At 53.1% G+C, this 23,418-nt stretch carries 17 protein-coding genes and 1 other annotated feature; of the genes, 5 read left to right on the top strand and 12 right to left on the bottom strand.

Annotation, left to right across the window (positions count from 1 at the left end; genetic code table 11):
* Positions 1-59: 59 nt before the first annotated feature.
* From CHH67_RS01865 to CHH67_RS01855, 3 genes are all read right to left on the bottom strand, one after another.
* Positions 60-1,175 carry an aminopeptidase gene (locus tag CHH67_RS01865; protein WP_095263275.1) on the bottom strand — a complete coding sequence of 372 codons (1,116 nt, stop codon included), beginning with the start codon at positions 1,173-1,175 and terminating at the stop codon, positions 60-62.
* Between the two features lie 129 nt (positions 1,176-1,304).
* Positions 1,305-2,273 carry a hypothetical protein gene (locus CHH67_RS01860; RefSeq protein WP_244908056.1) on the bottom strand — a complete coding sequence of 323 codons (969 nt, stop codon included), beginning with the start codon at positions 2,271-2,273 and terminating at the stop codon, positions 1,305-1,307.
* A 49-nt stretch (positions 2,274-2,322) separates the two neighbouring features.
* On the bottom strand, positions 2,323-4,296 hold the full coding sequence (locus CHH67_RS01855; RefSeq protein WP_095263274.1) for a sensor domain-containing diguanylate cyclase: 1,974 nt from the start codon (positions 4,294-4,296) through the stop codon (positions 2,323-2,325).
* A gap of 525 nt (positions 4,297-4,821) precedes the next feature.
* On the opposite strand from CHH67_RS01855, the gene rpsD reads away from it, so the two are divergent.
* On the top strand, positions 4,822-5,421 hold the full coding sequence (gene rpsD, locus CHH67_RS01850; RefSeq protein ID WP_095263273.1) for a 30S ribosomal protein S4: 600 nt from the start codon (positions 4,822-4,824) through the stop codon (positions 5,419-5,421).
* Positions 5,422-5,634: 213 nt separating this feature from the next.
* Here rpsD and tyrS read toward each other — a convergent pair whose 3' ends face one another.
* Positions 5,635-6,888, bottom strand: a complete 1,254-nt coding sequence (gene tyrS, locus CHH67_RS01845) for a tyrosine--tRNA ligase (protein WP_095263272.1) — start codon at positions 6,886-6,888, stop codon at positions 5,635-5,637.
* 69 nt (positions 6,889-6,957) lie between these two features.
* Positions 6,958-7,245: a binding site (T-box leader), on the bottom strand.
* A 148-nt stretch (positions 7,246-7,393) separates the two neighbouring features.
* On the opposite strand from tyrS, the gene CHH67_RS01840 reads away from it, so the two are divergent.
* Positions 7,394-10,483: a transglycosylase domain-containing protein gene (locus CHH67_RS01840; RefSeq protein ID WP_095263271.1), complete on the top strand. Its 3,090-nt coding sequence runs from the start codon at positions 7,394-7,396 to the stop codon at positions 10,481-10,483.
* Between the two features lie 175 nt (positions 10,484-10,658).
* On the opposite strand, the gene acsA is transcribed toward CHH67_RS01840, so the two are convergent.
* Positions 10,659-12,386, bottom strand: coding sequence for an acetate--CoA ligase (acsA, locus tag CHH67_RS01835; RefSeq protein WP_095263270.1), 1,728 nt, complete (start codon positions 12,384-12,386; stop codon positions 10,659-10,661).
* 289 nt (positions 12,387-12,675) lie between these two features.
* On the opposite strand from acsA, the gene CHH67_RS01830 reads away from it, so the two are divergent.
* Complete coding sequence (locus CHH67_RS01830; RefSeq protein ID WP_095263269.1) at positions 12,676-13,308, top strand: GNAT family N-acetyltransferase; 633 nt, start codon at positions 12,676-12,678, stop codon at positions 13,306-13,308.
* Between the two features lie 106 nt (positions 13,309-13,414).
* Here CHH67_RS01830 and CHH67_RS01825 read toward each other — a convergent pair whose 3' ends face one another.
* From CHH67_RS01825 to CHH67_RS01810, 4 genes are all read right to left on the bottom strand, one after another.
* Positions 13,415-14,122, bottom strand: coding sequence for a 5'-methylthioadenosine/adenosylhomocysteine nucleosidase (locus CHH67_RS01825; protein WP_155617323.1), 708 nt, complete (start codon positions 14,120-14,122; stop codon positions 13,415-13,417).
* Positions 14,123-14,253: 131 nt separating this feature from the next.
* Positions 14,254-15,264, bottom strand: a complete 1,011-nt coding sequence (gene ccpA / locus CHH67_RS01820; RefSeq protein WP_095263268.1) for a catabolite control protein A — start codon at positions 15,262-15,264, stop codon at positions 14,254-14,256.
* Between the two features lie 92 nt (positions 15,265-15,356).
* Complete coding sequence (ytxJ, locus tag CHH67_RS01815; protein ID WP_095263267.1) at positions 15,357-15,704, bottom strand: bacillithiol system redox-active protein YtxJ; 348 nt, start codon at positions 15,702-15,704, stop codon at positions 15,357-15,359.
* Between the two features lie 98 nt (positions 15,705-15,802).
* A complete protein-coding gene (locus tag CHH67_RS01810; protein ID WP_155617321.1) occupies positions 15,803-16,306 on the bottom strand; it encodes a hypothetical protein in 504 nt (167 codons plus the stop codon).
* 237 nt (positions 16,307-16,543) lie between these two features.
* Between CHH67_RS01810 and CHH67_RS01805 the strand changes: the two genes are divergently transcribed.
* Both CHH67_RS01805 and ggt read left to right on the top strand, forming a co-directional pair.
* Positions 16,544-17,074, top strand: a complete 531-nt coding sequence (locus CHH67_RS01805) for a type 1 glutamine amidotransferase domain-containing protein (protein WP_095263266.1) — start codon at positions 16,544-16,546, stop codon at positions 17,072-17,074.
* Between the two features lie 65 nt (positions 17,075-17,139).
* On the top strand, positions 17,140-18,771 hold the full coding sequence (ggt, locus tag CHH67_RS01800; RefSeq protein ID WP_095263265.1) for a gamma-glutamyltransferase: 1,632 nt from the start codon (positions 17,140-17,142) through the stop codon (positions 18,769-18,771).
* Positions 18,772-19,137: 366 nt separating this feature from the next.
* Here ggt and ptsP read toward each other — a convergent pair whose 3' ends face one another.
* The 3 genes from ptsP to CHH67_RS01785 all read right to left on the bottom strand — a co-directional run bounded on the left by ptsP (position 19,138) and on the right by CHH67_RS01785 (position 23,393).
* Complete coding sequence (gene ptsP, locus CHH67_RS01795) at positions 19,138-20,901, bottom strand: phosphoenolpyruvate--protein phosphotransferase (protein ID WP_095263264.1); 1,764 nt, start codon at positions 20,899-20,901, stop codon at positions 19,138-19,140.
* Complete coding sequence (locus CHH67_RS01790) at positions 20,898-22,781, bottom strand: glucose PTS transporter subunit IIA (protein WP_095263263.1); 1,884 nt, start codon at positions 22,779-22,781, stop codon at positions 20,898-20,900. The genes ptsP and CHH67_RS01790 overlap by 4 nt, the downstream gene beginning before the upstream one ends.
* 183 nt (positions 22,782-22,964) lie before the next feature.
* Complete coding sequence (locus CHH67_RS01785; protein ID WP_095263262.1) at positions 22,965-23,393, bottom strand: CoA-binding protein; 429 nt, start codon at positions 23,391-23,393, stop codon at positions 22,965-22,967.
* Between the last annotated feature and the right edge of the window lie 25 nt (positions 23,394-23,418).

The following is a 23,418-nucleotide window of genomic DNA, read 5'->3' as shown; positions in this document are numbered from 1 at the left end:
TCATCATTGCTCCTTCATGATACATTGAATCCGTTTTCTTTTGCAACATATTTTCCAATCTATTTAAGATTTTCCGGGTTCAATGCTTCCAGTTCCGGCAAAACAAAGAGACCGTCTTTCCGGATCAGAACATCGTCAAAATAAATTTCGCCGCCGCCGTATTCCTGGCGCTGAATCAGCACGAGATCCCAGTGGATGGATGAGCGGTTGCCGTTGTCTGTCACTTCGTAAGCCTGGCCAGGCGTAAAGTGCAGGCTGCCGGCGATTTTCTCGTCAAACAAAATGTCCTTCATCGGCGTGAGAATGTACGGGTTGAAGCCGATCGCAAATTCTCCGATATAACGCGCGCCTTCATCGGAATCTAAAATTTCGTTCAAGCGCTTCGTGTCGCTGCCTGTCGCTTCGACAATTTTACCGTTCTCAAACACAAATTTGATGTTCTCGAACGTTACGCCGTTATATAAGGTTGGCGTATTGTACGTGATCATACCATTGACGGAATCGCGCACCGGCGCGGTGTATACCTCTCCGTCCGGGATGTTTTTCTGGCCGGAGCATTTCTCGGCCCCGATGCCTTTGATCGAGAAGCTGAGATCTGTCCCCGGGCCAACGATCCGCACCTTATCCGTGTTTCTCATAAGCTCGGCCAGCGGATCCTGCGCACGGTCCATTTTGGAATAGTCAAGATTGCACACATCGAAATAGAAGTCCTCGAACGCCTCCGTGCTTGTATTGGCAAGCTGGGCCATACTCGCGTTCGGATAGCGCAGAACAACCCATTTCGTATGCTTGACACGCTGCTCGCTATGTACAGGATGTGAATAAATGGAATTGTACATCTTCATCTTCTCTTCCGGCACATCCGCCAGATCATTCACATTCTCGCCTGCGCGGATGCCGATGTAACAATCCATCTGCTTCATCCGGTTCAAATCCAGCTCTGCCCAAAGCGCTAGCTGCTCACGGGTTGCATTTTTCAACATAGCCCGCTGAACCGTCCGATCCGTCAGTTGAACGAACGGCCGTCCTCCCTTATTGGAAACCTCCTCGACGATGGCGTTGAGGAGATCGCGCTCGGAACCGATCATCTCGATGAGCACATTCTCGCCAGGCTGCATATCAATCGAGTAGTTCACGAGATTTTCAGCCAGCTTCTGTATTCTTGGGTCACGCATCTGTCTAGTCCTCCTCTGATGCTGTCACTATGTTGCCAACAAATTGAACAGCGGTAAATTCATAGCCTATTGTAGCACGGGAGAGACTCCGGCGTCAGCGCCCAGCTGCAAAAATAAACGCTTCAGCCCTTACGGTTCGGCAAACGTAATATCCGACACAAGCGTTTCGGTCCGCCTCCCGCCTGCGCCGTCCGGCAAGGATAACTGCCGTTCCATCGTCAGCCTCGTCGGCAGCTGGGAACGCTTGTTTATCGTCACATGATACACCGCGTTCACCTCCGCCTGCTGCAGCAGTTTGGCAAGCTCGTCATTTTCCTTTTGCCACAACGCCTTCAGCTGCTTCCGGACAGACGGATTGTCGCTGTAGAGCGGGTCACCCTTCTGCTCAATTCTTCTTCCGATGGCCTCCATCTGCTCATTCAAAGCTTCCCGCGTCATCCGTGAGGCCGCTTCGGCAGTAAGCTCCACCCGAAGCACGCGCGTGCCCCGGGCCGCTCCAGACTCATCGGCAACCCGTTTCTCCGCCCTGCCTACATATTCAAGCTGTTCAAGCGGATTCAGCCGCGACATCCACATGTCCTCTGTATGGCCGGGCGACAGCATGCTCCATTGCCCCTGCTTCCGCTTGAGCGTCACCTTATGCCCGCTCGCCATCCAAGGGCGCGCTGCCGGCATATCATGGTGTGCCAGCTTCTGATTTTTTTCCGTCTTAGAGGAAAGGATTAACTGGTTATGCTGTTTCAGCTCGCCCTCAAAGGCCAGATTTTGCTCAAAAATGCCCTCCTCGCCGCTGCGAATCGCTGCGTTGCCTTTGAAGGCCAGATTATCCACCCCCGACAGACCGGCAATCGCCCGGTTCAGCGCCTCCTCCGGCGGCAGCGGATTGTCCCATGCGCATCCCGAGGCTCCTCCCGCTGCCAGCACGAGCAGACATCCTATAAACAGCCGCATATGTCGCCATTTGAGCTTGTTGAACATGCATCCCGCCTCTTTCCATTCGTTCTTGATTTTAGACTGTCCGACCTGTGCCTGTTTATACCCTTCATCACCAGCAAGCTGGGCAGCCTGTCTGTCATCGGTGCGGATGTTTAGAACCACAAGAAAGAAGCCCCCAGGCATGCACCTTGAGGCTTCTTCAGCTACCGTATTATTCTGTCTGTGACTTCTCGACCACGATCCGGTTCCGGCCCCCGTTCTTCGCTTCATACAAGGCCATATCCGCCCGGTAAAATAGGGATTCTACACTCACCTTCTCGTCCGTCCAGCTCCACTCCGATATGCCGCAGGACACGGTGACTCTAGGGTCCGTCTCCTCCGCAACCCGGGAGCGAATTCGCTCTGCCACCCGCACCGCCTGCATCACACCGAGCCCGGGCAAATAGACGGCCAGCTCCTCGCCGCCCCATCGGGCAGGGATATCATTGTGCCGGATCGCAGATTTCACAATTCCGCTTACCTGCTTCAATATGTTATCCCCTCGCTGATGCCCGAAGGTATCATTCACCTGCTTGAACTGGTCGATATCAATCACGATCAGCGAGCCGCATACGTCCCGATTCTGGCATTCCTGGATGAGATCGTCGAGATAGTGGCGCGCATACAGCCCTGTCAGCATGTCCCGATTGGCCATTCTCCGCACCTCGGCGTGAAGGAAGGCATTGCCGATGGCCAGGCCGATATGGCTCGTAAGCGCCTGCAACAGCCGATAGCTGTCGTATGAGAAATAATGAGGCTTATGGTGAGTCAACAGCACAACCCCGCCCACTTCCCCGTTGATCAGCAGCGGAGTTGCAACGAGCGATCGGGAGCCTGTGCTTTCCATCAACCTCGATTCTGCCGGACGCTCCTCCTCATAGTCCGCCAGAATGAGCGCCTCCTTGGACCGGTACACCAGCCCGCCAAGTCCGTAGCTGATATCATGCACTTCCTTCAGCATCCACTCCGCATTGCTGGACACGACCTCAAGCCCGTCCAACTCCGCATTGTAGATCAGAATGCAGCAGTAGTCTGCCCCGAGCATGCTCAGCAGCTCCTGATTGGCAAATTTAAAAATCTCGACCAGATGCAGGCTTTTGTTCAGTCTCCGCGTAAGCTCATTCATCATCCGCAGTTCATGAATCATCAGATTGGACTGCTCGTACAGCTTGGCATTCTCAAAAGACGTTCCCGCCGCATCCGCCATCATGCTCAGCAGCTCTAGATCCATCTCCGAGAACACCGAAGGGGCAGCCTCCAGATGGAACACGCCGTATACGCCCTGCCTTCCTCCCATCGGAATTCCGACTTCCACCAGGGCATCCGGATCTTCTTGCTTATGTATGGTCATTTTGCCCTCCATAAAGGTGCGGACAAAAACCTCCTCCTGCCAGTGCCGCAGCAGCAGCTGGCGAACCAAGGGATGCGCGCTCTCATGATCCTGGGACATGTACAGCTCGACCTTTACGTCGGGATACAGGGAGAGGACACTCTCGATCGCCTCCGTAATGACGCTGTCAACGTTAATCTGGACATGCATCCGTTTCACATACTGAAACAGAAGAGAACGGCGGGACGCTTCGCGCTCGGCCTTGACGTGAACTTCTTCCAGATCCTTCACAAACAGATGCTCAAATCGGCGGTAGAAATTGGCACGGTAAAGCAGCGCATAAGGCTCCGTTAGCAGCAGCGCCCTGTCCTTACCCGGTTCATCCGGCGGCGACACGCTGATCATGATCGCGAACAGGTCGCCGTACACCCGGCTCAAGAGCGGGACCGCGCAGATCACCTGGCCGCCGAGCCTTTCCATGCTTCTGCTGCATACCGGCTTGCTGTACCTAAGCGCCTGCGCTACCGCATCGTCATCTCCCGCGGCAAAATATGCTCTCAGCTCTTCCGCTCCGGCCAGCCAAGCTCCGTCATGAGAAAGGACAGCCCACCGAAACGGCTTGAGCGCTTCAATCTGTGAGCACTCTTGCAGCCACTCCATATAACTGTCCTCAATCAGCGGGTGCAGGTAAGTGAAATCGTAAGGGGTAATATCCAGATTTTGCAGAATGGAAGAAGCCCCTCTTAGCGGCATCTCGTCATCGATAATCGCAGGACCGATATAGCCCTTATACACTTCACGTTGTTCCTCTGACATAATGGGCGCTCCTTTGCACCATGATAAAGCCTTTTCTCAAGCTTACGGACATGAACTCCGGCTTGAAGATGCTTCCGGTTGATGCGCATGCTGCCTAAAACAACGTATTAACACCGGACATAAACAGGCTACATACCAAATCAAATCATGTAGAGTAGCTATTTGCGACTAAATATACTATTCTTATCTTAATCTGTTTTACCCACGATTGCATTATATTTCTTGCGTTATTCCCAATATTTTTTAGTTCTATAGTCCTATCGACAAATTTAGACAAACTTATGTAAACCTTGAACTTGACTTTATATCATTACTTCATATAATATTTATTGTTGAGTCAGAATGCAATGCATTCAATGAATTTGGGCGGAATCGTTGTGTCACCCTCACGTCATTTGTTACTGACAGGACAGCGGCTGAACTTTCCCGTCAGATTCTTTCCGGCATTGAACGGATGGAATAGAGACAAATACGGCGCAAATAGAGCCCTAATGAAACTTTACTAAAAAAGGAGTCTATATAACAATGGCACGTTACACCGGTCCTAAATTTAAATTGAGCCGTCGTCTTGGAATTTCCTTGAGCGGCACTGGCAAAGAATTGAAACGTCCTTTTCCTCCAGGCCAACATGGTCCTAACCAACGGAGAAAAATGAGCAACTATGGTATGCAGCTTCAAGAAAAGCAAAAGCTCCGTCACATGTACGGCTTGGGCGAGAAGCAATTCCGCACCCTGTTTGCGAAAGCAACCGGCATGAAAGGTATTGCGGGTGAGAACTTCATGTTCCTGCTTGAGAGCCGTCTGGACAACCTCGTTTATCGTCTTGGCTTCAGCAACTCCCGTGCAGGTGCTCGCCAGCTGGTAGCACACGGTCACGTGACTGTGAACGGCAAAAAAGTAGACATCGCTTCTTACTCCGTAAACCCTGGCGATGTTATCGGTCTTCGCGAGAGAAGCCGCAGCCTTTCTTCCATCAAGGAAGCTTTGGCTAACCGCGTGCATCTCCCGGCTTACCTTGAGTTCGACGAAACGGCAATGGAAGGGAAATACATCCGTCTTCCAGAGCGTTCCGAGCTTTCTCAAGATATCGACGAGAAGCAAATCGTCGAGTTCTACAACCGTTAAGATCCACAATAAGAAACCCGGAAGGCCTTTTGGCCTCCGGGTTTTCTTATTGTGTCTGGCGAGTTGACCGCCCTGTTGCCCCGGCGCATCGGTATAGGGGCACTCCACTCCCCATACGTGAAAACGGGCTCCGCAAGCCGAATGTCAACTGGCTGTTGCCTTAAGGCCAGTTGGCTTCAGCTAGGAAGCCCGTCTTGTTCATAGGTGCCCCGATCAGGACAGCTTCAGCTTGGCAAATTTGCGTTTGCCGACCTGAATAATATCCCCCTCCTGCGGCGTAATGTCCGCGTTGACGTCCGTTATTTTATCCTCATTCCATTTCACAGCGCCCTGCTGAATGCTCCGTCTCGCTTCCCCGTTGGAAGATGCAAAGCCAAGCAAGGTCAACAGCCGGATCAGGCGAATAGCGCCCTGGTCAAGCTCCTCTGCCGGGATCTGGTACTCCTGAATGTCGTCAGGCAAAGCCCGCTGCTGAAAGACGGTAACAAAATGCTGCTGAGCCGCATCGGCTGCTTCCACCCCATGGTACATCCGCACGAAGGTGTGCGCGAGGCGCATTTTGGCATCCCGGGGATGAACGCTGCCGTCCTTCAAGCCTTCTTCCAGCGCCTTCAGCGCTTCATTGTCGAGGTCCGTCGCCAAGCTGTAGTACTTCATCATAAGTTCATCCGGGATGGACATCGACTTTCCGTAAATCTCATTCGGCTCCTCATCGATCCCGATGTAGTTGCCCAGGCTTTTGCTCATCTTCTGCACGCCATCGAGCCCCTCGATAAGCGGCATCGTAATCGTTATTTGCGTGTCGACACCGTATTCCTTCTGGAGCGTGCGGCCCATCAGCAGGTTGAACTTCTGATCCGTTCCGCCCAGCTCGATGTCAGTCTTCAGCGCCACGGAGTCCATCCCCTGCATGAGCGGGTAGAAGAATTCATGGATGCTGATCGGCTGTCCGCTCTGGTAACGCTTCGTAAAGTCATCCCGCTCCAGCATGCGCGCAACCGTCACCTTCGCCGACAGGTTGACGACATCGGCAAAGCTCATCGGCGCAAGCCATTCGGAATTGTAGTAGACCTTCGTCTTCTCCGGATCCAGAATTTTGTAGATCTGTTTCTGGTAAGTTTCGGCATTTCGTTTCACATCTTCTTCGGTCAGCTGTTTCCGCGTCTCCGATTTGCCTGTCGGATCCCCGATCCGGCCGGTAAAGTCACCGATAATGAGCTGAACCTGGTGCCCCAGCTTCTGGAATTGACGCAGTTTCTGCAGCACAACCGTATGGCCGAGGTGAAGATCCGGCGCGGACGGGTCCATACCCAGCTTCACGCGCAGCGGCTCACCGGTCACCACCGATTTCGCCAGCTTCTGCTTCAGCTCCTCTTCCGGAATGATCTCCACGACACCGCGCGAGATGATGTCAAGCTGACGCTGAACCTCCTGTTGCTGCCCATCTGTAAGTTCTTCCCATTTCATCCAACAACACTTCCTCTCTAAACGGATTGGTTTTCCATCGCTATGCGCACAAAAAAGCTCCTTCTCATCCCAAGGGACGAGAAGGAGCGCTCGCGTTACCACCCTAGTTAAAATCCGGCAGCTGCAAAAAAGGGTTGATCCCAGCCTGCAGCGAACAGACTTTCACTTCATTGCCATAACGGGAATGTAATCCCGGTACCGAACTACTGCGCGCAAGTGAGCCTAAAGCCCATTGCACGGTTCCCACGGCCAGCTCAGGACGGTAATTCAAAGGGGAATCGTTATCGGTTTGCACCAGCCACCGACTCTCTGCCAACGCTTGCTCGCCCTTTTACTGAGGTCCTTCAACGCTTTTCAACGGTATGAAACTTTTGCAATTATTTATAACACAAGCGTTTCGGAAAAGTCAATCTTCTGCAAAAAAGGACATGCTAAAGACGAACATATGATTCAAAACCTTCGATTTATGCTATAATAGGTGCGTTAAAAGGAGGAGTAACATTTCATGGTTGAGGAGAAAAAACAGGGGCCTGCTAAGAAGAAAAAAGCCCCGACCAAAAGATCCTTTTGGCGGATCATGGGTTCGGTTTTCGGATGGCTCTTCGTGCTGGGGATGATGGGCGTCTTGTTCGTCGGAGGAGCCGTTGGCGGCTACGTCACCTCCATCGTTAAGGAGGAACCTGTAAGATCGAGATCTGTCATCGAACAGACGATCAACGAAAACGCCATAACCGGCTTCGCCTACTTCAGGGATGGCTCCCCTATCGGACAGCTCAGGACCGATGAAGACAGACGTCCTGTCAATTATGAGGATATTCCGCAGATCGTCATAGATGCCATCGTTTCAATCGAGGATAATCGCTTTTTTACCCATAAAGGGGTGGATTTCAGAGGAACTGCCCGCGCGGTGAAGGAGCGCCTCTTGAACGAACCTACCCAAACCGGGGGAAGTACGCTGACCCAACAGTTGGCTAGGCTCACATTTCTAAGCCGGGATCGGACGGACAACCGTAAGGTCAAGGAGATTCTGCTGTCCATGCGCATGGAGCGCTTTCTGACGAAAGAGCAGATTGTTACCGGGTATTTGAATAAAGTTCCATTCGGCAACGGCTCCAGCGGCTATCAAGTATTCGGCATTAAAGCCGCAGCCCGAGGAATCTTTAACATCAACGATCTGAATGAGCTGAACATTGCCCAAGCCGCCTATTTGGCGGGTCTGCCTCAGCTTCCTTCAGCCTACTCGGCCTATAACGGGCAGGGCAATTTCGATGAGGAAGCGTTCAAGCGAGCGTTGAACCGTCAGTCCCGAGTGCTGGCCAGCATGCTGCAGGAAGGCAAGATTACGCAAGCGGAGTATGAAGAAGCCAAAGCCTTTGATATCAAAAGCTCGCTGGCTCCGAAAACTCAGAAGGCTTATGTTACCTATCCATATCTGATGATAGAAGTCGAGCGTCAGGCATCCAAAATTTTGATGGAGCTCGCCGAGAACGACTCTGCCGACGAAGACAGCAAGGCTGCCAAGGAAGCCGCATTGGTGCAATTAAGCACCGGCGGTTATAAAGTCTATACAACCATCGACCGGACGGTGTACCGGACGATGCGCGCGATCGCCGAGGATGACAGCAACTTCTTCCCTGACAGCGAGGAAAAAGGGATGGAGCAGACGGCCGCGATGATGATTGACAATAAGACCGGCGCCATTCTCGGCATGATTGAAGGCCGCGATTTCTACAAGGAGCAGATGAACTACGCTACGCAGATGGAAAGACAGCCAGGCTCGGCGATGAAGCCCGTAGCCGCCTATCTGCCGGCGCTGGAATCAGGTGCGCTTCAGCCTGCAAGCATCGTGGATGACTCGCCGATTATTTTGAAGGATTATTCCAAGGTATATCATATTCCAAAGAACTCTTACAGCGGATACAGAGGATTGATGACCGCCCGTCAGGCGTTGAACGATTCTACCAATACGGTGGCGCTGAAGCTGTTTAACGAGACCATCGGCATAGAGAACGCTTGGGAGTTCTCCAAGAAGCTGGGCATCAACACGCTGAAGGAGAGCGATTATGCGGCGTCGACCGGCGTTCTGGGCGGTCTTAGCACCGGGGTAACGGTCGAGGAGCTGACCAACGCCTATAGTGCGATCGGAAATCAGGGCAAATTCAACGATGCCTATATGATTGAGAAGATCGTCGATTCCAAAGGCAACATCGTGTATAAGCACGAAGCGGAGCCTGTACAGGTATTTTCCGAGCAGACTGCTTATCTGATGACCGATATGCTTCGCACCGTCATCACGAACGGTACAGGCAGCAAAGTGCGCGATACTTACAAGAAATTTAATGAAATTCCGGTTGTCGGCAAAACAGGCTCCACGCAAAACTACGGCGACGTCTGGTTCATGGGATACTCCCCTGATATCACACTCGGTGTTTGGGTGGGCTATGAGAAGCCGATCCATACGCTGGTTGGTGATCAGCGAAGACATGCACAGGCGATTTGGGCCCGGATTATGAACGAGGTTACAGATGCCAAACCAGACTTGTTCCCGACCAGCGCTTTCGAAAGACCGGAAGGAATCGTGTCGAAGACGGTGTCCGCATACAGCGGCAAGCTGCCTTCAAGCTTGACGGACAGATTTGTAACAGACCTGTTCAACCAGAAGTATGTGCCAACCGAAGTGGATGACGGCATTGTCAAAGCCAAGTACATTACGTACCGAGGCGTCAACTACATTCCGCGAGAGGAAACGCCGGAAGACATGCTCAAAGAACAAAATGTCATCAAGCGCCCTAAGCCGATCGATGAATTGATCAGAGAGCTGGAAGAAGCGCTGCGGGTGATGAAGGGCGAGAAAGGATCGCTTGAATCCTACTTGCCGGCTGACGCCAAATCCGGAGTGCCGACTAAGATCGATCCGAGAACTGATGACGGCAAAGCGCCGACACCACCGAAGAATGTGAGTTACTCGGCAGGAAGCATCAGCTTCTCGCCTAGCGGATCACCGGATGTCGTCGGTTATCGCCTCTTCAAATCGCTAAACGGCGGCGCCTTCGTGCAGGATCGCGTTGTGCTGGCCGATGAAACGACGGTATTTACCGGCCTTGGCTCAGATAGTCCATTTACAGCCTACTACGTGGTGGCCGTCGATGTGGTCGGCAAAACATCCGAGCCAAGCGCAATTGTTGGTCCACTCGGCATTCACATGCCGATGCCAGGCGACGATGAAGAGGATTTGGACTCCTTCCCCGATGATACACCTGGGGAGTCCGACGGCGAAGAAATAACGGACCCGGCTACAGGCGGCCAGGCGGATACCATGATCCCGCCGAGCCCTCCGGGACAACCGACGTTGTCGGCAACACCGGAAGGGTTCAGCGCCACTTGGCCGGGCAATGCCGGACAGGAAGAAGTGATTCGCTACAACGTATACTTCAGTCCGGACAACGGCAATTTTCAGCAGATCGGATCTAGCCATTCCACAGAGTTCTACTACACAAGCGGCAATCCGATCAGTGGCTACTTCCGAATTACGGCCGTGAATGCCTATGGTGAATCATCGCCATCTTCCGCGGTATTCTTCGAAAAGAGTGAATAATTGAACCATAATGAACACGAGGGTGTGCCCGGTATTCGCCAGGCACACCCTCTCTTCAATTTAATCTCGCCAACTGTAGCCTTCACTCCTCACTCCTCACGATGCACAGAAAAAGCCTTCCTTGCCGTATGGAAACGATGTTTCCATACGCAGCAAGGAAGGCTTTTGGTTATCCTTAGTCCTCGATAGTAGACAGATCCCCTGTCGGCAAATCCAGCTCCCATGCTTTCAACACGCGGCGCATGATTTTACCGGAACGGGTCTTCGGCAGCTTATCCTTGAATTCAATCTCGCGCGGAGCAGCATGTGCAGACAGACCTTCCTTCACGAACCGGTAGATCTCTTCCTTAAGCTCATCGGAAGGAGCATAGCCTTCGCGCAGCGAGATAAAGGCTTTGATAATTTCGCCGCGGGTAACGTCCGGCTTCCCGATAACGCCGGCTTCTGCCACCGCCGGATGCTCCACAAGCTTGCTCTCGACCTCAAACGGACCGATACGCTCTCCAGAGGAATTGATTACATCATCGATTCGGCCCTGGAACCAGAAGTAGCCCTCTTCATCCATGTAAGCTGAGTCACCGGATATATACCAGCCCGGGATGCGGAAATACTCCTCATACTTGGCTTCATTGTTCCAGATCGCCCGCATCATGGATGGCCACGGCGTCTTGATCGCCAGGTTGCCCATCGTGTTCGGCGGCAGCTCACGCCCTTGATCGTCGAGGATCGCAGCGGTAATGCCTGGCAGCGGACGTCCCATGGAGCCCGGCTTGATTGCCATGCCCGGATAATTACAGATCAATTGACCGCCCGTCTCCGTCATCCACCACGTATCGTGAATCCGCTGTTTATAGGCCTTATACCCCCAGCGCACCACTTCTGGATTCAAAGGTTCACCGACGGAGAGAACATGCCGCAGGGAGCTCAAATTGTACTGATCGATCAGATCAGAGCCGGCCCCCATCAGCATCCGGAACGCGGTTGGTGCACTGTACCATACCGTTACCTTATTCTTCTCAAGCGTGCTGTACCAATCCTGCGGGCTGAATCTTCCGCCCCGAACGACATTCGTCACCCCGTTCAGCCAAGGCGCGAATATGCCGTAGGAGGTACCCGTCACCCAGCCCGGATCCGCTGTGCACCAGTAGATGTCATCCTCCTGCAAGTCTAGTACCGCTTTGCCCGTATAATAATGCTGAATCATCGCATTTTGAACATGATAGACGCCTTTGGGCTTGCCGGTGGAACCGGAAGTGTAGTGCATGATCAGTCCATCTTCGCGCCCCAGCCATTCCAGCTCCAGCTCTGATGAAGCAGCTTCCATCTCGGAGAAATAATCGATCAGCGATGAATCGTTCAGCGGCTCCGTATCACCGACCACAATGACATGTTTCAGTTCAGGCAGCTCGTCTCTTTTTACACGCGGCAAGAGCGCAGGCGTAGTTACCAATGCGACGGCTCCGCTGTCCTCCAGCCGGTCCTTAACCGCCGTTTCCATGAACGCTTCGAACAATGGACCGACAACGGCACCGATTTTCAATATGCCCAGCAAGCTGACATAAAGCTCCGGACCGCGCGGCATGAATATAAATACCCGGTCGCCTTTTCCAATTCCGTACTTGCGAAGCACATTCCCGAACTTGTCGGACTGCTCCTTAAGCTGGGCATAGGTAAGAGATTCATTGCGCGAAGCATCACTGTACATCAACGCAACCTTGTCTCCTCTTCCCTCGGCTACATGCCGGTCAATCGCTTCATAAGCCATGTTCACCTTGCCGGTCTCGTACCAGGTGAAGTGCCGCTCGATCTCATCCCAGGAAAATTGGGAACGCGCCTGCTCATATTGGCCCATATTGGAGTAAGAAACTTCACTTGGCAATATTTCGCTATGCGTTTGATTCATCGTTTACATCCTCCTCATTCTTCAATCGTTCTCCTTATAGGTGGACAGCGCTTACAAAATGATTGAATGAAACCTACTTCACACCAAATCCCGGGTTATTCCGAAGCTTCAGTCATGCGGCGAATCTTTAACCCTTTTATTTAGGGAGCAGACACCTGTTGTCAACGGAAAAAATGTGAAAAATTTATGTCGAAGTGATTATATCATAGGACGCGTTTATCTGTCATTGCTTTTCATTTTTTTATTTTTTTGCTATAAGTAGGGTATGGAACTGAAAGGAGTCTGACGGATGGAACACTGCAAGCTGTACCAATCTCATGTGCTGTTTCCGGAGAACCAGAACCTCGTCATTGAAGGACCCGTCCCCCCCGAGCAGTTGTCCCAGCTCGATTTTCATCCCGGCCTCCATGCTTTTCGCCGTCCGGCAGAGCAGCATGAAGCGCTGATCGAAATCGCAGCTCTTCCGGAAGGTAGAATTATTATCACACGCGATCGCAACCAAATTGTAGGTTATGTCACCTTCCATTATCCCGATGAGCAGGAACGATGGTCGGAGGGCCAGATGGAAGATTTAATTGAGCTAGGTGCCATCGAAGTCGCTGCAGAATACCGTTCTCTCGGACTTGGTCAGCAGATGATTCGAACCGCGTTCGAGCAAGGTCAGATGGAACGATACATTGTGTTTACGACGGAATATTATTGGCATTGGGATCTGAAGGGAAGCGGCTTGAACGTATGGGAGTACCGCAAAATGATGGAGCGGCTCATGAAAGTTGTCGACATGGAGTGGTACGCGACCGACGATCCGGAAATATGCTCGCATCCAGCCAACTGCCTCATGGTCCGGATCGGCAGTAGAGTCCCCTTAGCTTCCCAGGAGCAATTCGACCGACTGCGCTTCCGGCAACGATTCATGTATTGAATAAACACGGTCAAGGATATTCGAAACGTTCGAAACGTACAGTGTCTAAATAACAGTAAATCCCCGGGCTCTGCAATGAAGAGAGACTCGGGGATTTTGGCATTATCTATAGCCGGTTCAGCATATAATATACAATGTCGTAGGAACGTTCAGAGGCTTTCGCCGTAAATTCCGGAAAATTGATATGCGCCGACCCGTCGGCTTTATCGGACATCGAACGGATGACAACATAAGGCACATCGTTCATATAGCATACCTGGGCCACGGCAGCCCCTTCCATCTCGGCACATGCCCCGTCCAGCTGCTCATGCAGCAGCTTCACTGTGTCTCTGCTGGCTATAAACTGGTCGCCGGACAGCACTTTGCCAACTACATACCGCTCCACAGACAACGCCTTGCACGCTTCCTCAGCCAGCTGAACCAATGCCGCATCCGCAGGAAAATCCGATACCTCCTGATATGGAATGACGCCACGGGCAAACCCGAGCGGCGAAACATCCATATCATGCTGCAGACAGGACGCCGAAATGACGATGTCCCCGATATCCAGCTGCGGATGAAGCGCCCCTGCCACGCCGGTGAACACCACTTTGGACACGCCAAAGGTGTCGATCAGAATCTGCGTCGTTACCGCTGCATTCACCTTGCCCACACCGGATTTGCATACAACGACCCGCTTTCCTTGAATGCTGCCTGTTAAATAAGAGATTCCCGCTTTCACGATCTGTTCCTGGTTCTCCAGCTGCCCGAGCAGCAGCTCAATCTCTGCATCCATAGCCCCAATCAGCCCAATGACCGGCTCTGTCACTATCATCCATCCCTTTCTGTTATTCCGTTAATGTACAGCGATGATCGCATCAAATCCCAGAAAAAAAGCTCCTTCTAAAAAGGAGCCTTCTTCATTTCCATCATGTATGAATACAACTGTACCCTTCAGCATTCAGCCTATTCGTTAACATGGCTGACCGAGAGGCGAAGGATCGTTTCATGCGGCAAAATAACCCGCGGGTTGTCCACATTCTCCTTCTTCATCAGCTTGGTCAACAGACGCATCGCCACCGCTCCCAGATCATACATCGGTTGGGCCACGGTCGTAAGCTGCGGACGCACCATCGAAGCCATGCGGATGTTGTCTACACTAATAATCGAGAAATCATCCGGCACTTTATAGCCTTCATCCTGAATGCTGTGGATCGCGCCGATCGCCATTTCATCGGTTGCCGAGAAGATGGCCGTCGGCTTCTTCTTCAGACCGAGGAAATACTTCATTGCTTCCACACCGGACTCGTAGCGATAGTTGCCGATGCGCACCAGATCCTCCTGATATTCGATGCCCGCCGCTTCAAGCGCACGCTTGTATCCCTGGAAACGGGAATAACCATTCGCCGGATCCTGCAGCGTACCACTGATCATCGCAATTTCCCGATGTCCGTGACGAATGAGCGTGCTCACCGCATCGAATGCCGCCTGCTCATGGTCGATATCAACAGACGGATAGTTGCCCTGCTCGTCACGCGTTGCGCACAATACGATAGGCACAGCCGAGGTCTGGAACGCCTGGATATGCTCCTCCGTAACCGTACCGCCCATGAAAAGAAGCCCGTCCACCTGCTTCTCAAGCAGGGTGTTGATGACACGAATCTCCTTCTCCTTGCGCTTGTCCGCATTACACAAAATAATGTTGTAGTGATACATGTTCGCGATATCCTCGATGCCGCGGGCAATTTCCGCAAAAATCGAGTTCGAGATGTCCGGGATGACGACCCCGACAGTGGTTGTCTTCTTGCTGGCCAGACCTCTGGCCACCGCATTCGGACGATATCCCAACCGCTCTATCGCTTCATACACTTTCTTCCGGGTTTGGGGCTTAACATTGGGGTTATTGTTAACAACCCGCGAAACCGTTGCCATGGAAACGCCTGCTTCACGCGCTACATCGTAAATGGTTACCGTCAAATTCCTTCTCTCCATTGCCAATAGATTTTATTCGCTCAATACTAATTGAAAATATGATACGACAAAATATTGCTTTGTGCAAACACGCGGCCTCAAATGCCGTCCACTTGTTCCTTTAGCGCTTCAATCGTAATATGGGAATGGGAGTCATGCCAGATTGGCACTCCGTTTGTTACCAGGATGACCTGCGGCGATTCATGCCGAATGCCCAGGATGTCTGCCGCCTGATTGGACACCGGGCGGTCGGCGATAACGTCAATGATTGCGTAATCTGCCCGCTCATTCGGCTGGTCGTTCAGATACGAGACTACTTCCTTATACGCGGCTGCACTAATGGGACATCTGGTGCTGTGTTTGAACAGCAGCAGCGGTCTATGTACCGATGCTTCAAGTGCGTTGTTCAGCTGTTCGGTAGTAGTCATTTTCGTCAAGGTCGCCACTCAATATACATTCCCTTCAGTATTGAAGTTCTTAACCTTACCTATATCCTAACAAAAAGTGCGTGAAAAATCCAACAACCGCGAAAATTTTCTGAAAATTATCTGGCATAAAAGTTCGAGTTTTCAGGGAGTAATACTGCGAATTCACTTAATTGTTCCAGTCGTTCCTGGATTTCCCGCATCCAATCGTCATCTTTCATCTTCCGGGCACAGCCGAATAAATCCAGCAGCATATTGACACGGTCGTCAAAAGCCTCCTTGAAGCGTGCAAAAACTTCGGCTTCCGTCTCTTGATCAGCTCCCTGGAGAACGCTGTAAAGGACATGCACCGACTCATTCATCTCCGCCAAGGATACGTCGGCATGCTCGAGACTGCCATCGATGGCTGCTATGTACTGAACAACGTAAGGCTTTACCGGTTTCAAAACTTCGTAATGTTCACAATGTTCACATACGTAAACCGGCACATCGTAGATTCTCGTTTTCTTCTGGTGGATTAACATTCTCAATTCCAGATTCATCTTCTGCCCACAAGTACAATGACTACCTTTGAACAAATCGCCCACCCCAAATTCATTGCGTATTGTCTTTAGTCCCAACAAGCCTTCGATACACCTATCAAGCACTAGTTCTCTCCGACTATCATAACAAAGAATGTCCCAAAATTGGGTGAATGCTTTATTTACCAGATATATAATACTTCGGTCATTGGGTCCATCTATTTTATCTAACACGCAAAAAATGAATTTCGTTTGTTTTTTTGTTACAATAAGCTCGTTTAGAAGAGTGGTATTCACATTACGCCTGCTCTTGAGTATAGAAAGGAGCTGATCTTACGAATGAGACTTTCAGGGAAAAAAGTAATCGCTCTGGTTGACGAAGAATTCGAGGATTTAGAGTTATGGTACCCGGTATACCGAGTTCGTGAAGAGGGCGCCGAGGTTCATCTCGCCGGCTATGAAAAAGGCAAAACCTATATCGGCAAATACGGGGTGCCCGCGCTGGCCGAGTATTCCTTCGAGGAGCTGCGCAGCGAGGATTATGATGGCATTCTCGTGCCGGGCGGCTGGGCGCCGGACAAGCTGCGGCGCTATGACAAGGTGCTGGAGCTTGTTCGAGAGATGCATGAAGCCAAGAAGCCGATCGGGCAAATCTGCCACGCCGGCTGGGTGCTAATTTCGGCTAAAATTTTGGAAGGCGCTACCGTCACATCCACACCGGGAATCCGGGATGACATGGAGAATGCCGGCGCCATTTGGAAGGATGAGGCTGTCGTGGTTGATGGACACATCATCTCGGCGCGGCGTCCTCCCGATCTTCCGCCATACGGCCTCGCATTCTGCGATGCGCTTGCTCAGTCCAAATCATAGGTGAGGCTCTACGCCTCACCCCCTTTTTTAAAGAAAGGTCATTCCAGTAATAATACATTTGCGCCATGTGCGGAAGGAGGCTGCCTCTGTTGTTTGATTCCTATTATCATCCTTATCCATCCTACCGAATGCCCGTATATGCCGCCAAAGGCATGGTGGCCACTTCACAGCCGCTCGCGGCTCAAGCCGGGCTTGATGTCCTCAAGCAAGGCGGCAACGCCATTGATGCGGCGATCGCGGCAGCTGCTGCGCTGACCGTCGTGGAGCCCAATGCCAACGGCATCGGGGGCGACGCCTTTGCCCTCGTCTGGACGGGCGGCTCGCTTCACGGGCTTAATGCCAGCGGACCGGCCCCGCGTTCGATATCAATTCAGGCGGTGAAGGAAGCCGGCCATGAGAAAATGCCGACCTTCGGCGCTTTACCCGTTACCGTCCCTGGGGTTCCGGCTGCATGGGCCGAACTGTCTCGCAGATTTGGCCGCCTGCCCTTAGCGGAAACATTGAAGCCGGCGATTACATATGCGGAGGAAGGCTTCCCCCTGTCGCCTACGGTGGCTTTTTTCTGGGAGAAGGCCTACGCCCGCTTTAAAGAGATTTTCAAGGAAGACTGTTACCAGGGCTGGTTCGATACGTTTGCCCCCGCAGGCCGTGCGCCTCGGCCGGGCGAGCTGTTCCGGCTGCCGGATCATGCCCGCACCCTGGCAAGCATCGGCGAGACCGGCGCTGAGATTTTCTATCGCGGCGAGCTCGCGGAGCGAATCGCTTCTTATGTCAAGGAAGCCGGCGGCTACCTGGAGGCCGACGATCTGGCTGCTTTCAAGCCTGAATGGGTACAGCCGATCAGCGTGTCCTACCGCGGGTATGACGTATGGGAAATTCCGCCAAACGGGCAAGGCCTCGTCACCCTGATGGCGCTTAATATGATGAAGGGCTTTGATACGCAGAGCAAAGACAGCGTCATCGACTATCATCGTCAGATTGAGGCGATGAAGCTCGCTTTTGCCGATGGACAGCGCTATATTACGGACAGCCGCCATATGAAGGCGGATCTAGGCCGCATGCTGTCCGAGGAGTATGCTTCGATTCGCAGGCAGAAGATCGGCGATACCGCCATCATGCCGGAGGCCGGCGATCCAAGCGGCAGCGGCACCGTCTATTTGGCCGCAGCCGATGGCGAGGGCAATATGGTGTCATTCATCCAAAGCAACTACATGGGCTTTGGATCAGGGCTGGTTGTGCCTGGAACCGGAGTTTCACTCCAGAACCGGGGCAGCGACTTCTCGCTGGATGAGAGCCACGACAATCGCCTGGAGCCGGGGAAACGGACTTATCATACGATTATCCCGGGCTTCCTGACTAAAGATGGCCAGCCTGTCGGGCCGTTTGGCGTCATGGGCGGCTACATGCAGCCGCAAGGCCATCTGCAGGTGGTCATGAATACCATTGATTACGGACTGCATCCGCAAGCTGCCCTGGATGCGCCTAGATGGCAATGGACCAGCGGAAAAACGGTGCATGTGGAGCCTTCATTCCCGAATGCTATAGCACAGGCGCTGGCGCGCCGGGGCCATGATATCCGGGTCACCCTCGATTCCGGGTCCTTCGGCCGGGGACAGATCATATGGCGGGATCCATCCACAGGCGTGCTGTGTGGCGGAACCGAGTCCCGGACCGACGGTACGGTCGCAGCCTGGTAAACTGCATCCTATCTATTGCGCGAACCAAGACCAAGAAAGGCCGCCCTCGCATATAAGAAGAGGATCTTCCTCTCCCTTTGCGAGGGCGGCCTTTTCGCTGTGCCGCGCTTTGTCGTGCAAGGCTTGTCCTTATGACAAAGAAGCTGCATCATAAAAACATCAATCCAATCGATTCGCTCCTAGCAGCATAAACGACAGTGAAGCTCAGCACACTCGGCTTCTACATCGTCTCGCCGAGGAAGCTTCACACCATGCTGTCCGGCAGCCCAAGTCGGCATAGCCTACATAGGCGCCATAGGTCCACTGGCAGTTTCGTTTAGCTGTATAGGATACAAGCCACGTCAGTCCACACAAGAGCCGCAGACATTACGATGCGGAATAATCCGTGCCATTGCCCCCGGACTGAAAGCTGCTCCGCTGGGCAAACGCCGTCAGCCGCTCTTCGACCGCCGAGCTGGTCCGGAGCTTGTAGCAGGCCGCTGCCTCCACCTTCGCTTCAGACGCCTTCGTGTTCAGTATCCGATGCTTCACCCGGAGCAGCGACTGGGTAGACATGCTCAAATCATGCACGCCAAGCTCCAGCCACAACGGAATCGCCCGCTCATCCCCGGCCAATTCGCCGCATACGCTAACAGGGATGCCCGCCTGCTTCGCTGCTTCCACGGTCGTTCGCAGCATGCGCAGCACGGCCGGATGAAACGGATGATACATATGTGCAATCTGTTCGTTCATCCGGTCTACAGCGAGCACATACTGTACGAGATCATTGGTGCCGATGCTGAAGAAATCCGCCTCTTCCGCGAGCAGATCCGAGATCGTAACGGCTGCCGGCACCTCAATCATGATGCCGACCTGGATCTCTTTGTTGTAGTCGATGCCGCGGCGATCCAGCTCCGCTTTGGCCCGGGCCAGAATGACGTTGGCCTGTCTGATCTCCTCCACCGAGGAGATCATCGGATACATAATCTTGACGTTGCCATATGCGCTGGCCCGAAGAATCGCGGTCAGCTGCGTCTGGAACAGCTCCGTCCGGTCCAGGCTGATTCTGATTGCCCGGTAGCCGAGAAATGGATTATCCTCCTCCGGCAGAGAGAAGTAGTCGAGCTGCTTGTCGCCGCCGATATCGAGCGTGCGGATGACGACCGATGAGCCGCCCGCCTTCTCTGCGACTTGGCGGTAAACCTCGAACTGCTCCTCCTCGCTCGGGAAGCTGTGGCGATCCATATACAGAAACTCCGTCCGGAACAGTCCGACGCCCTTGGCACCATTTTGCAGGGCGATATCCAGCTCCTTGATCGAGTTCATGTTCGCTGCCAGATTAAAATACACGCCGTCCTTCGTGACTGCATCCACTGAAGCGAGCAGCTGCAGCTGCTCCTTCTTCTTCAGCAGCTGGTCGCGGATCAATTCATAGCGTTCAAGCACCGCCGCGTCCGGATTCAGATACAATAGCCCCTGATCCCCGTCCACGATCAGCTTCTCCCCGGTCTGTATCGGATGTTCCAGCTTGTTCTCGATCCCGGAGACGAGCGGAATGCCAAGCGCACGCGCCATAATGGCCGAGTGGGACGTCTTGCCTCCGCTCATCGTGACGATCCCCAGCACATGGGAGGGATTAAGATGCACAAGCTGTGATGGCGAGAGCTCCTTGGCCACGAGAATATAGGGCTGCGTATCGGCCGGCAGCTTCACCTCCGGCGCACCCAGCAAATGCTTGAGCAGCCGGTTCCCGACATCCTTGATATCAAGCGCACGTTCTTTCATGTACTCATCGTCAAGCAGGTCGAACATGGACACAAAATGGTCGATCGCTTCCTTGACCGCCACCTCGGCTGCCTTGTACTGACGCTCGATAATGCCCTGTATTTCATTCATGAACACAGGGTCCTCAAGGATGGCCAGATGCGCATCGAAAATTTGAGACTCCTCAGGCCCCACCATCTCCTTGAATTCGTTTTTGATATATTCGATTTCATTTTTGGAGGTTCGGATGCCCTCATAAAGGCGCTCAAACTCCTTGGCCAAATCGACTGCATTCATCTCGGAATCCGGAAGATCCAGTTCCCAGTGCGGCAGCACAAAAGCCTTTCCGATTGCGACACCTGCTGCTGCGCCAATGCCTTGTATCATGATTCTCTACCCCCAGCGTGACTCTCATTTAAAACAACGGACATGACGGAAGACTGCCCTTTTTTGACCGACTTGAACGGAGCGAAGCTCCAGGATCTAACCTTGTCCGGATTCGTGATCACCATCGGCGTTGCCAATGAAGCGGCATGTGTCTTCAAATACGCCAGATCAAACTTCACCAGCAGCTGCCCGGGCTCGACTTCATCCCCTTCGCTGACAACCGCGGTGAACGGCCCTTTTAATTGTGAAGTATCAATACCGATGTGGATCAGCACCTCGAGCCCTTCCGGTGTGGAAATGCCGATGGCATGCATCGTCGGATACACATGCATCACCGTGCCGTATACCGGAGATACCAGTTCGCCCTTGTCCGGAAGGAAGGCGACCCCGTTACCGACCAGTTTGGCTGCAAAAATATCATCCGGCACCTCATCAATCGGCATCATCCGCCCCTGTACAGGCGCACTGAACAATACGCGCGGCAAATCGCGCTGCATCAGCTTGTTGATCTCCTCCCGAATCAGCTCGGAATACGTGCCGAACACCACCTGCACATTGCCTCCGCCCAGCTTGATGATCCCTGCCGAGCCCAGAAGCTTGAGCGCGTCGGAATCAATCTGACGGTCATTATGTACCGTCAATCGCAGGCGTGTCATGCAGGACTGCACCTGGACGATGTTGTCCTTGCCCCCCAGAGCCTCAAGAATAAGCGGCGCCTGGTAAGGAATATCCCCGGCCCATCCTTCCAGCGCGGAGCCTTCCTCGCGGCCTGGGGTCGGTATTTCGAAGGTACGGATGGCCCAGCGGAACAGAAAATAATACACCAGGCCATAGCCGACCCCGATCGGAATCAGCATCCATGCATTTTGGGACAGATGGTAGTTGAGCACAAAATCGATAAATCCGGCGGAATAGGAAAACCCGTGGTGAATGTCCAGCATATACGTCAGCACCATCGCAAATCCGGCCATCAACGCATGCACGACATACAGGAACGGGGAAGCGAACAAAAACGCGAACTCAATCTGCTCCGATACCCCGGTCAAAAAACAGACGAGCGCAGACCGCATAAACGTTTTTTTCACCTTGGGCTTCAGATCTTCACGGGCCTCCTGAATGATGGCAAATGCAATCGCCGGCAGCGCGAACATCATAATCGGAAACAGACCGGCCATAAAGTCGCCCGCCGTCGGATCCCCCGCAAAGAAACGCGGCAGGTCCCCCTGAACGATCGTCCCATCCTCCGTCTCATATGTACCTAGCTGAAACCAATACACATTGTTTAGCAGATGATGCAGACCGAAAGCGGTCAAAACCCGGTAGAGGATACCGTATAAAAACAGACCGAATGCGCCCATCTCCAGCGTGAGGACGTAAAAGGAATCAAGCCCCTTCTGGACAAACGGCGCCACCCCCAGCATCATCCAGGCGAACAAGGCCGAGAACAGGCCCATAATCAGCAGCACAAATCTGGAGCCGCCGAAAAACTGGATAGCCTCCGGGAGCTTTATATGTTTAAACCGGTTATATACATAACCGGATAGCATTCCGAAGATGATACCGACCAAGGTCGAGGGCTGTACACTGCCATCCCCCAACCGGGTAATAACCTGATCATAGATGAACATGCCCGCGAGCGCGGCAAGTCCTGCCGGCCCCCCCTGATTTGACAGCCCCCAGGCTACTCCGATCGCAAACAGATAGGGCATGTAATAGAACACGCCATGTCCGGCAGCCTGAGCAACCGAGCCCACGGATTCCAGCCCCCACGCCGCCCAAGGCAAACTCCCGATGCTAAGCAGGAGAGCTGCCGCAGGTAGCGCCATCGTAGGGAGCATAACCGCTCTGCCCAGCTGCTGTAATGATCCCAACCAATTCAAGGCGAGCCCTCCTTTCTCTATCCTTGATGGTACGCGATAACCTTGTTTTTTGTCAAAGAAATACAGAAAAAAACAAGCCCTGTGCCTGCACGGGACGCTCTGCCGCCTTGTTCGTCAAGGCACGCGCGATCCGCCACCCGCATTATCGGCAAGGGCCTGCTGATCATCCTTCCTCACATATCGTTACGATTTGCCTCCGGCAAGCGCGATGGCATCCTCGACCTTGATGCACCGGTCCATGATGACTGTCAGTCCATGCTCCTGCGCGATGGCCGCGGCCTCCTCGCTCACGATTCCCTGCTGGAGCCACAGCACCTTAGCGCCAATCTCCACCGCTTCACGCGCCACATCGGCGCAGTACTCGCTTCTTCTGAACACGTTCACGATGTCCACCGGCTCAGGGATATCCTTCAAGGTCGGATAGCTTTTCTCCCCTAAAATTTCAGACGCACCGGGATTTACCGGGATGATGCGGTAGCCCCGCTCCTTCATTGCACCGGCAACCATGTGAGACGTCCGTTCCGGCTTGTCGGACAGCCCGACAACCGCGATGTTGCCTGCACTGCGCAAAATGTCCGCAATTTGTTCCCGGCTTGGATTTTCAAATGCCATGTTAAACCCCACCTTTCGGCTCATT

The sequence above is a fragment of the Paenibacillus campinasensis genome (assembly GCF_002272015.1).
Taxonomy (GTDB): domain Bacteria; phylum Bacillota; class Bacilli; order Paenibacillales; family Paenibacillaceae; genus Paenibacillus_AQ; species Paenibacillus_AQ campinasensis.
This window is presented reverse-complemented; position numbering and strand designations above follow the sequence as displayed.

Bases quoted from the DNA above. Each gene is read 5' to 3' on its own strand.
- CHH67_RS01840 (WP_095263271.1), top strand. From the start codon at position 7,394: ATGGTTGAGGAGAAAAAACAGGGGCCTGCTAAGAAGAAAAAAGCCCCG.
- CHH67_RS01855 (WP_095263274.1), bottom strand. From the start codon at position 4,296: ATGTCAGAGGAACAACGTGAAGTGTATAAGGGCTATATCGGTCCTGCG.
- acsA (WP_095263270.1), bottom strand. From the start codon at position 12,386: ATGAATCAAACGCATAGCGAAATATTGCCAAGTGAAGTTTCTTACTCC.
- tyrS (WP_095263272.1), bottom strand. From the start codon at position 6,888: ATGAAATGGGAAGAACTTACAGATGGGCAGCAACAGGAGGTTCAGCGT.
- rpsD (WP_095263273.1), top strand. From the start codon at position 4,822: ATGGCACGTTACACCGGTCCTAAATTTAAATTGAGCCGTCGTCTTGGA.
- CHH67_RS01825 (WP_155617323.1), bottom strand. From the start codon at position 14,122: ATGATAGTGACAGAGCCGGTCATTGGGCTGATTGGGGCTATGGATGCA.
- ptsP (WP_095263264.1), bottom strand. From the start codon at position 20,901: ATGATACAAGGCATTGGCGCAGCAGCAGGTGTCGCAATCGGAAAGGCT.
- CHH67_RS01785 (WP_095263262.1), bottom strand. From the start codon at position 23,393: ATGGCATTTGAAAATCCAAGCCGGGAACAAATTGCGGACATTTTGCGC.
- CHH67_RS01865 (WP_095263275.1), bottom strand. From the start codon at position 1,175: ATGCGTGACCCAAGAATACAGAAGCTGGCTGAAAATCTCGTGAACTAC.
- ggt (WP_095263265.1), top strand. From the start codon at position 17,140: ATGTGCGGAAGGAGGCTGCCTCTGTTGTTTGATTCCTATTATCATCCT.
- CHH67_RS01830 (WP_095263269.1), top strand. From the start codon at position 12,676: ATGGAACACTGCAAGCTGTACCAATCTCATGTGCTGTTTCCGGAGAAC.
- CHH67_RS01805 (WP_095263266.1), top strand. From the start codon at position 16,544: ATGAGACTTTCAGGGAAAAAAGTAATCGCTCTGGTTGACGAAGAATTC.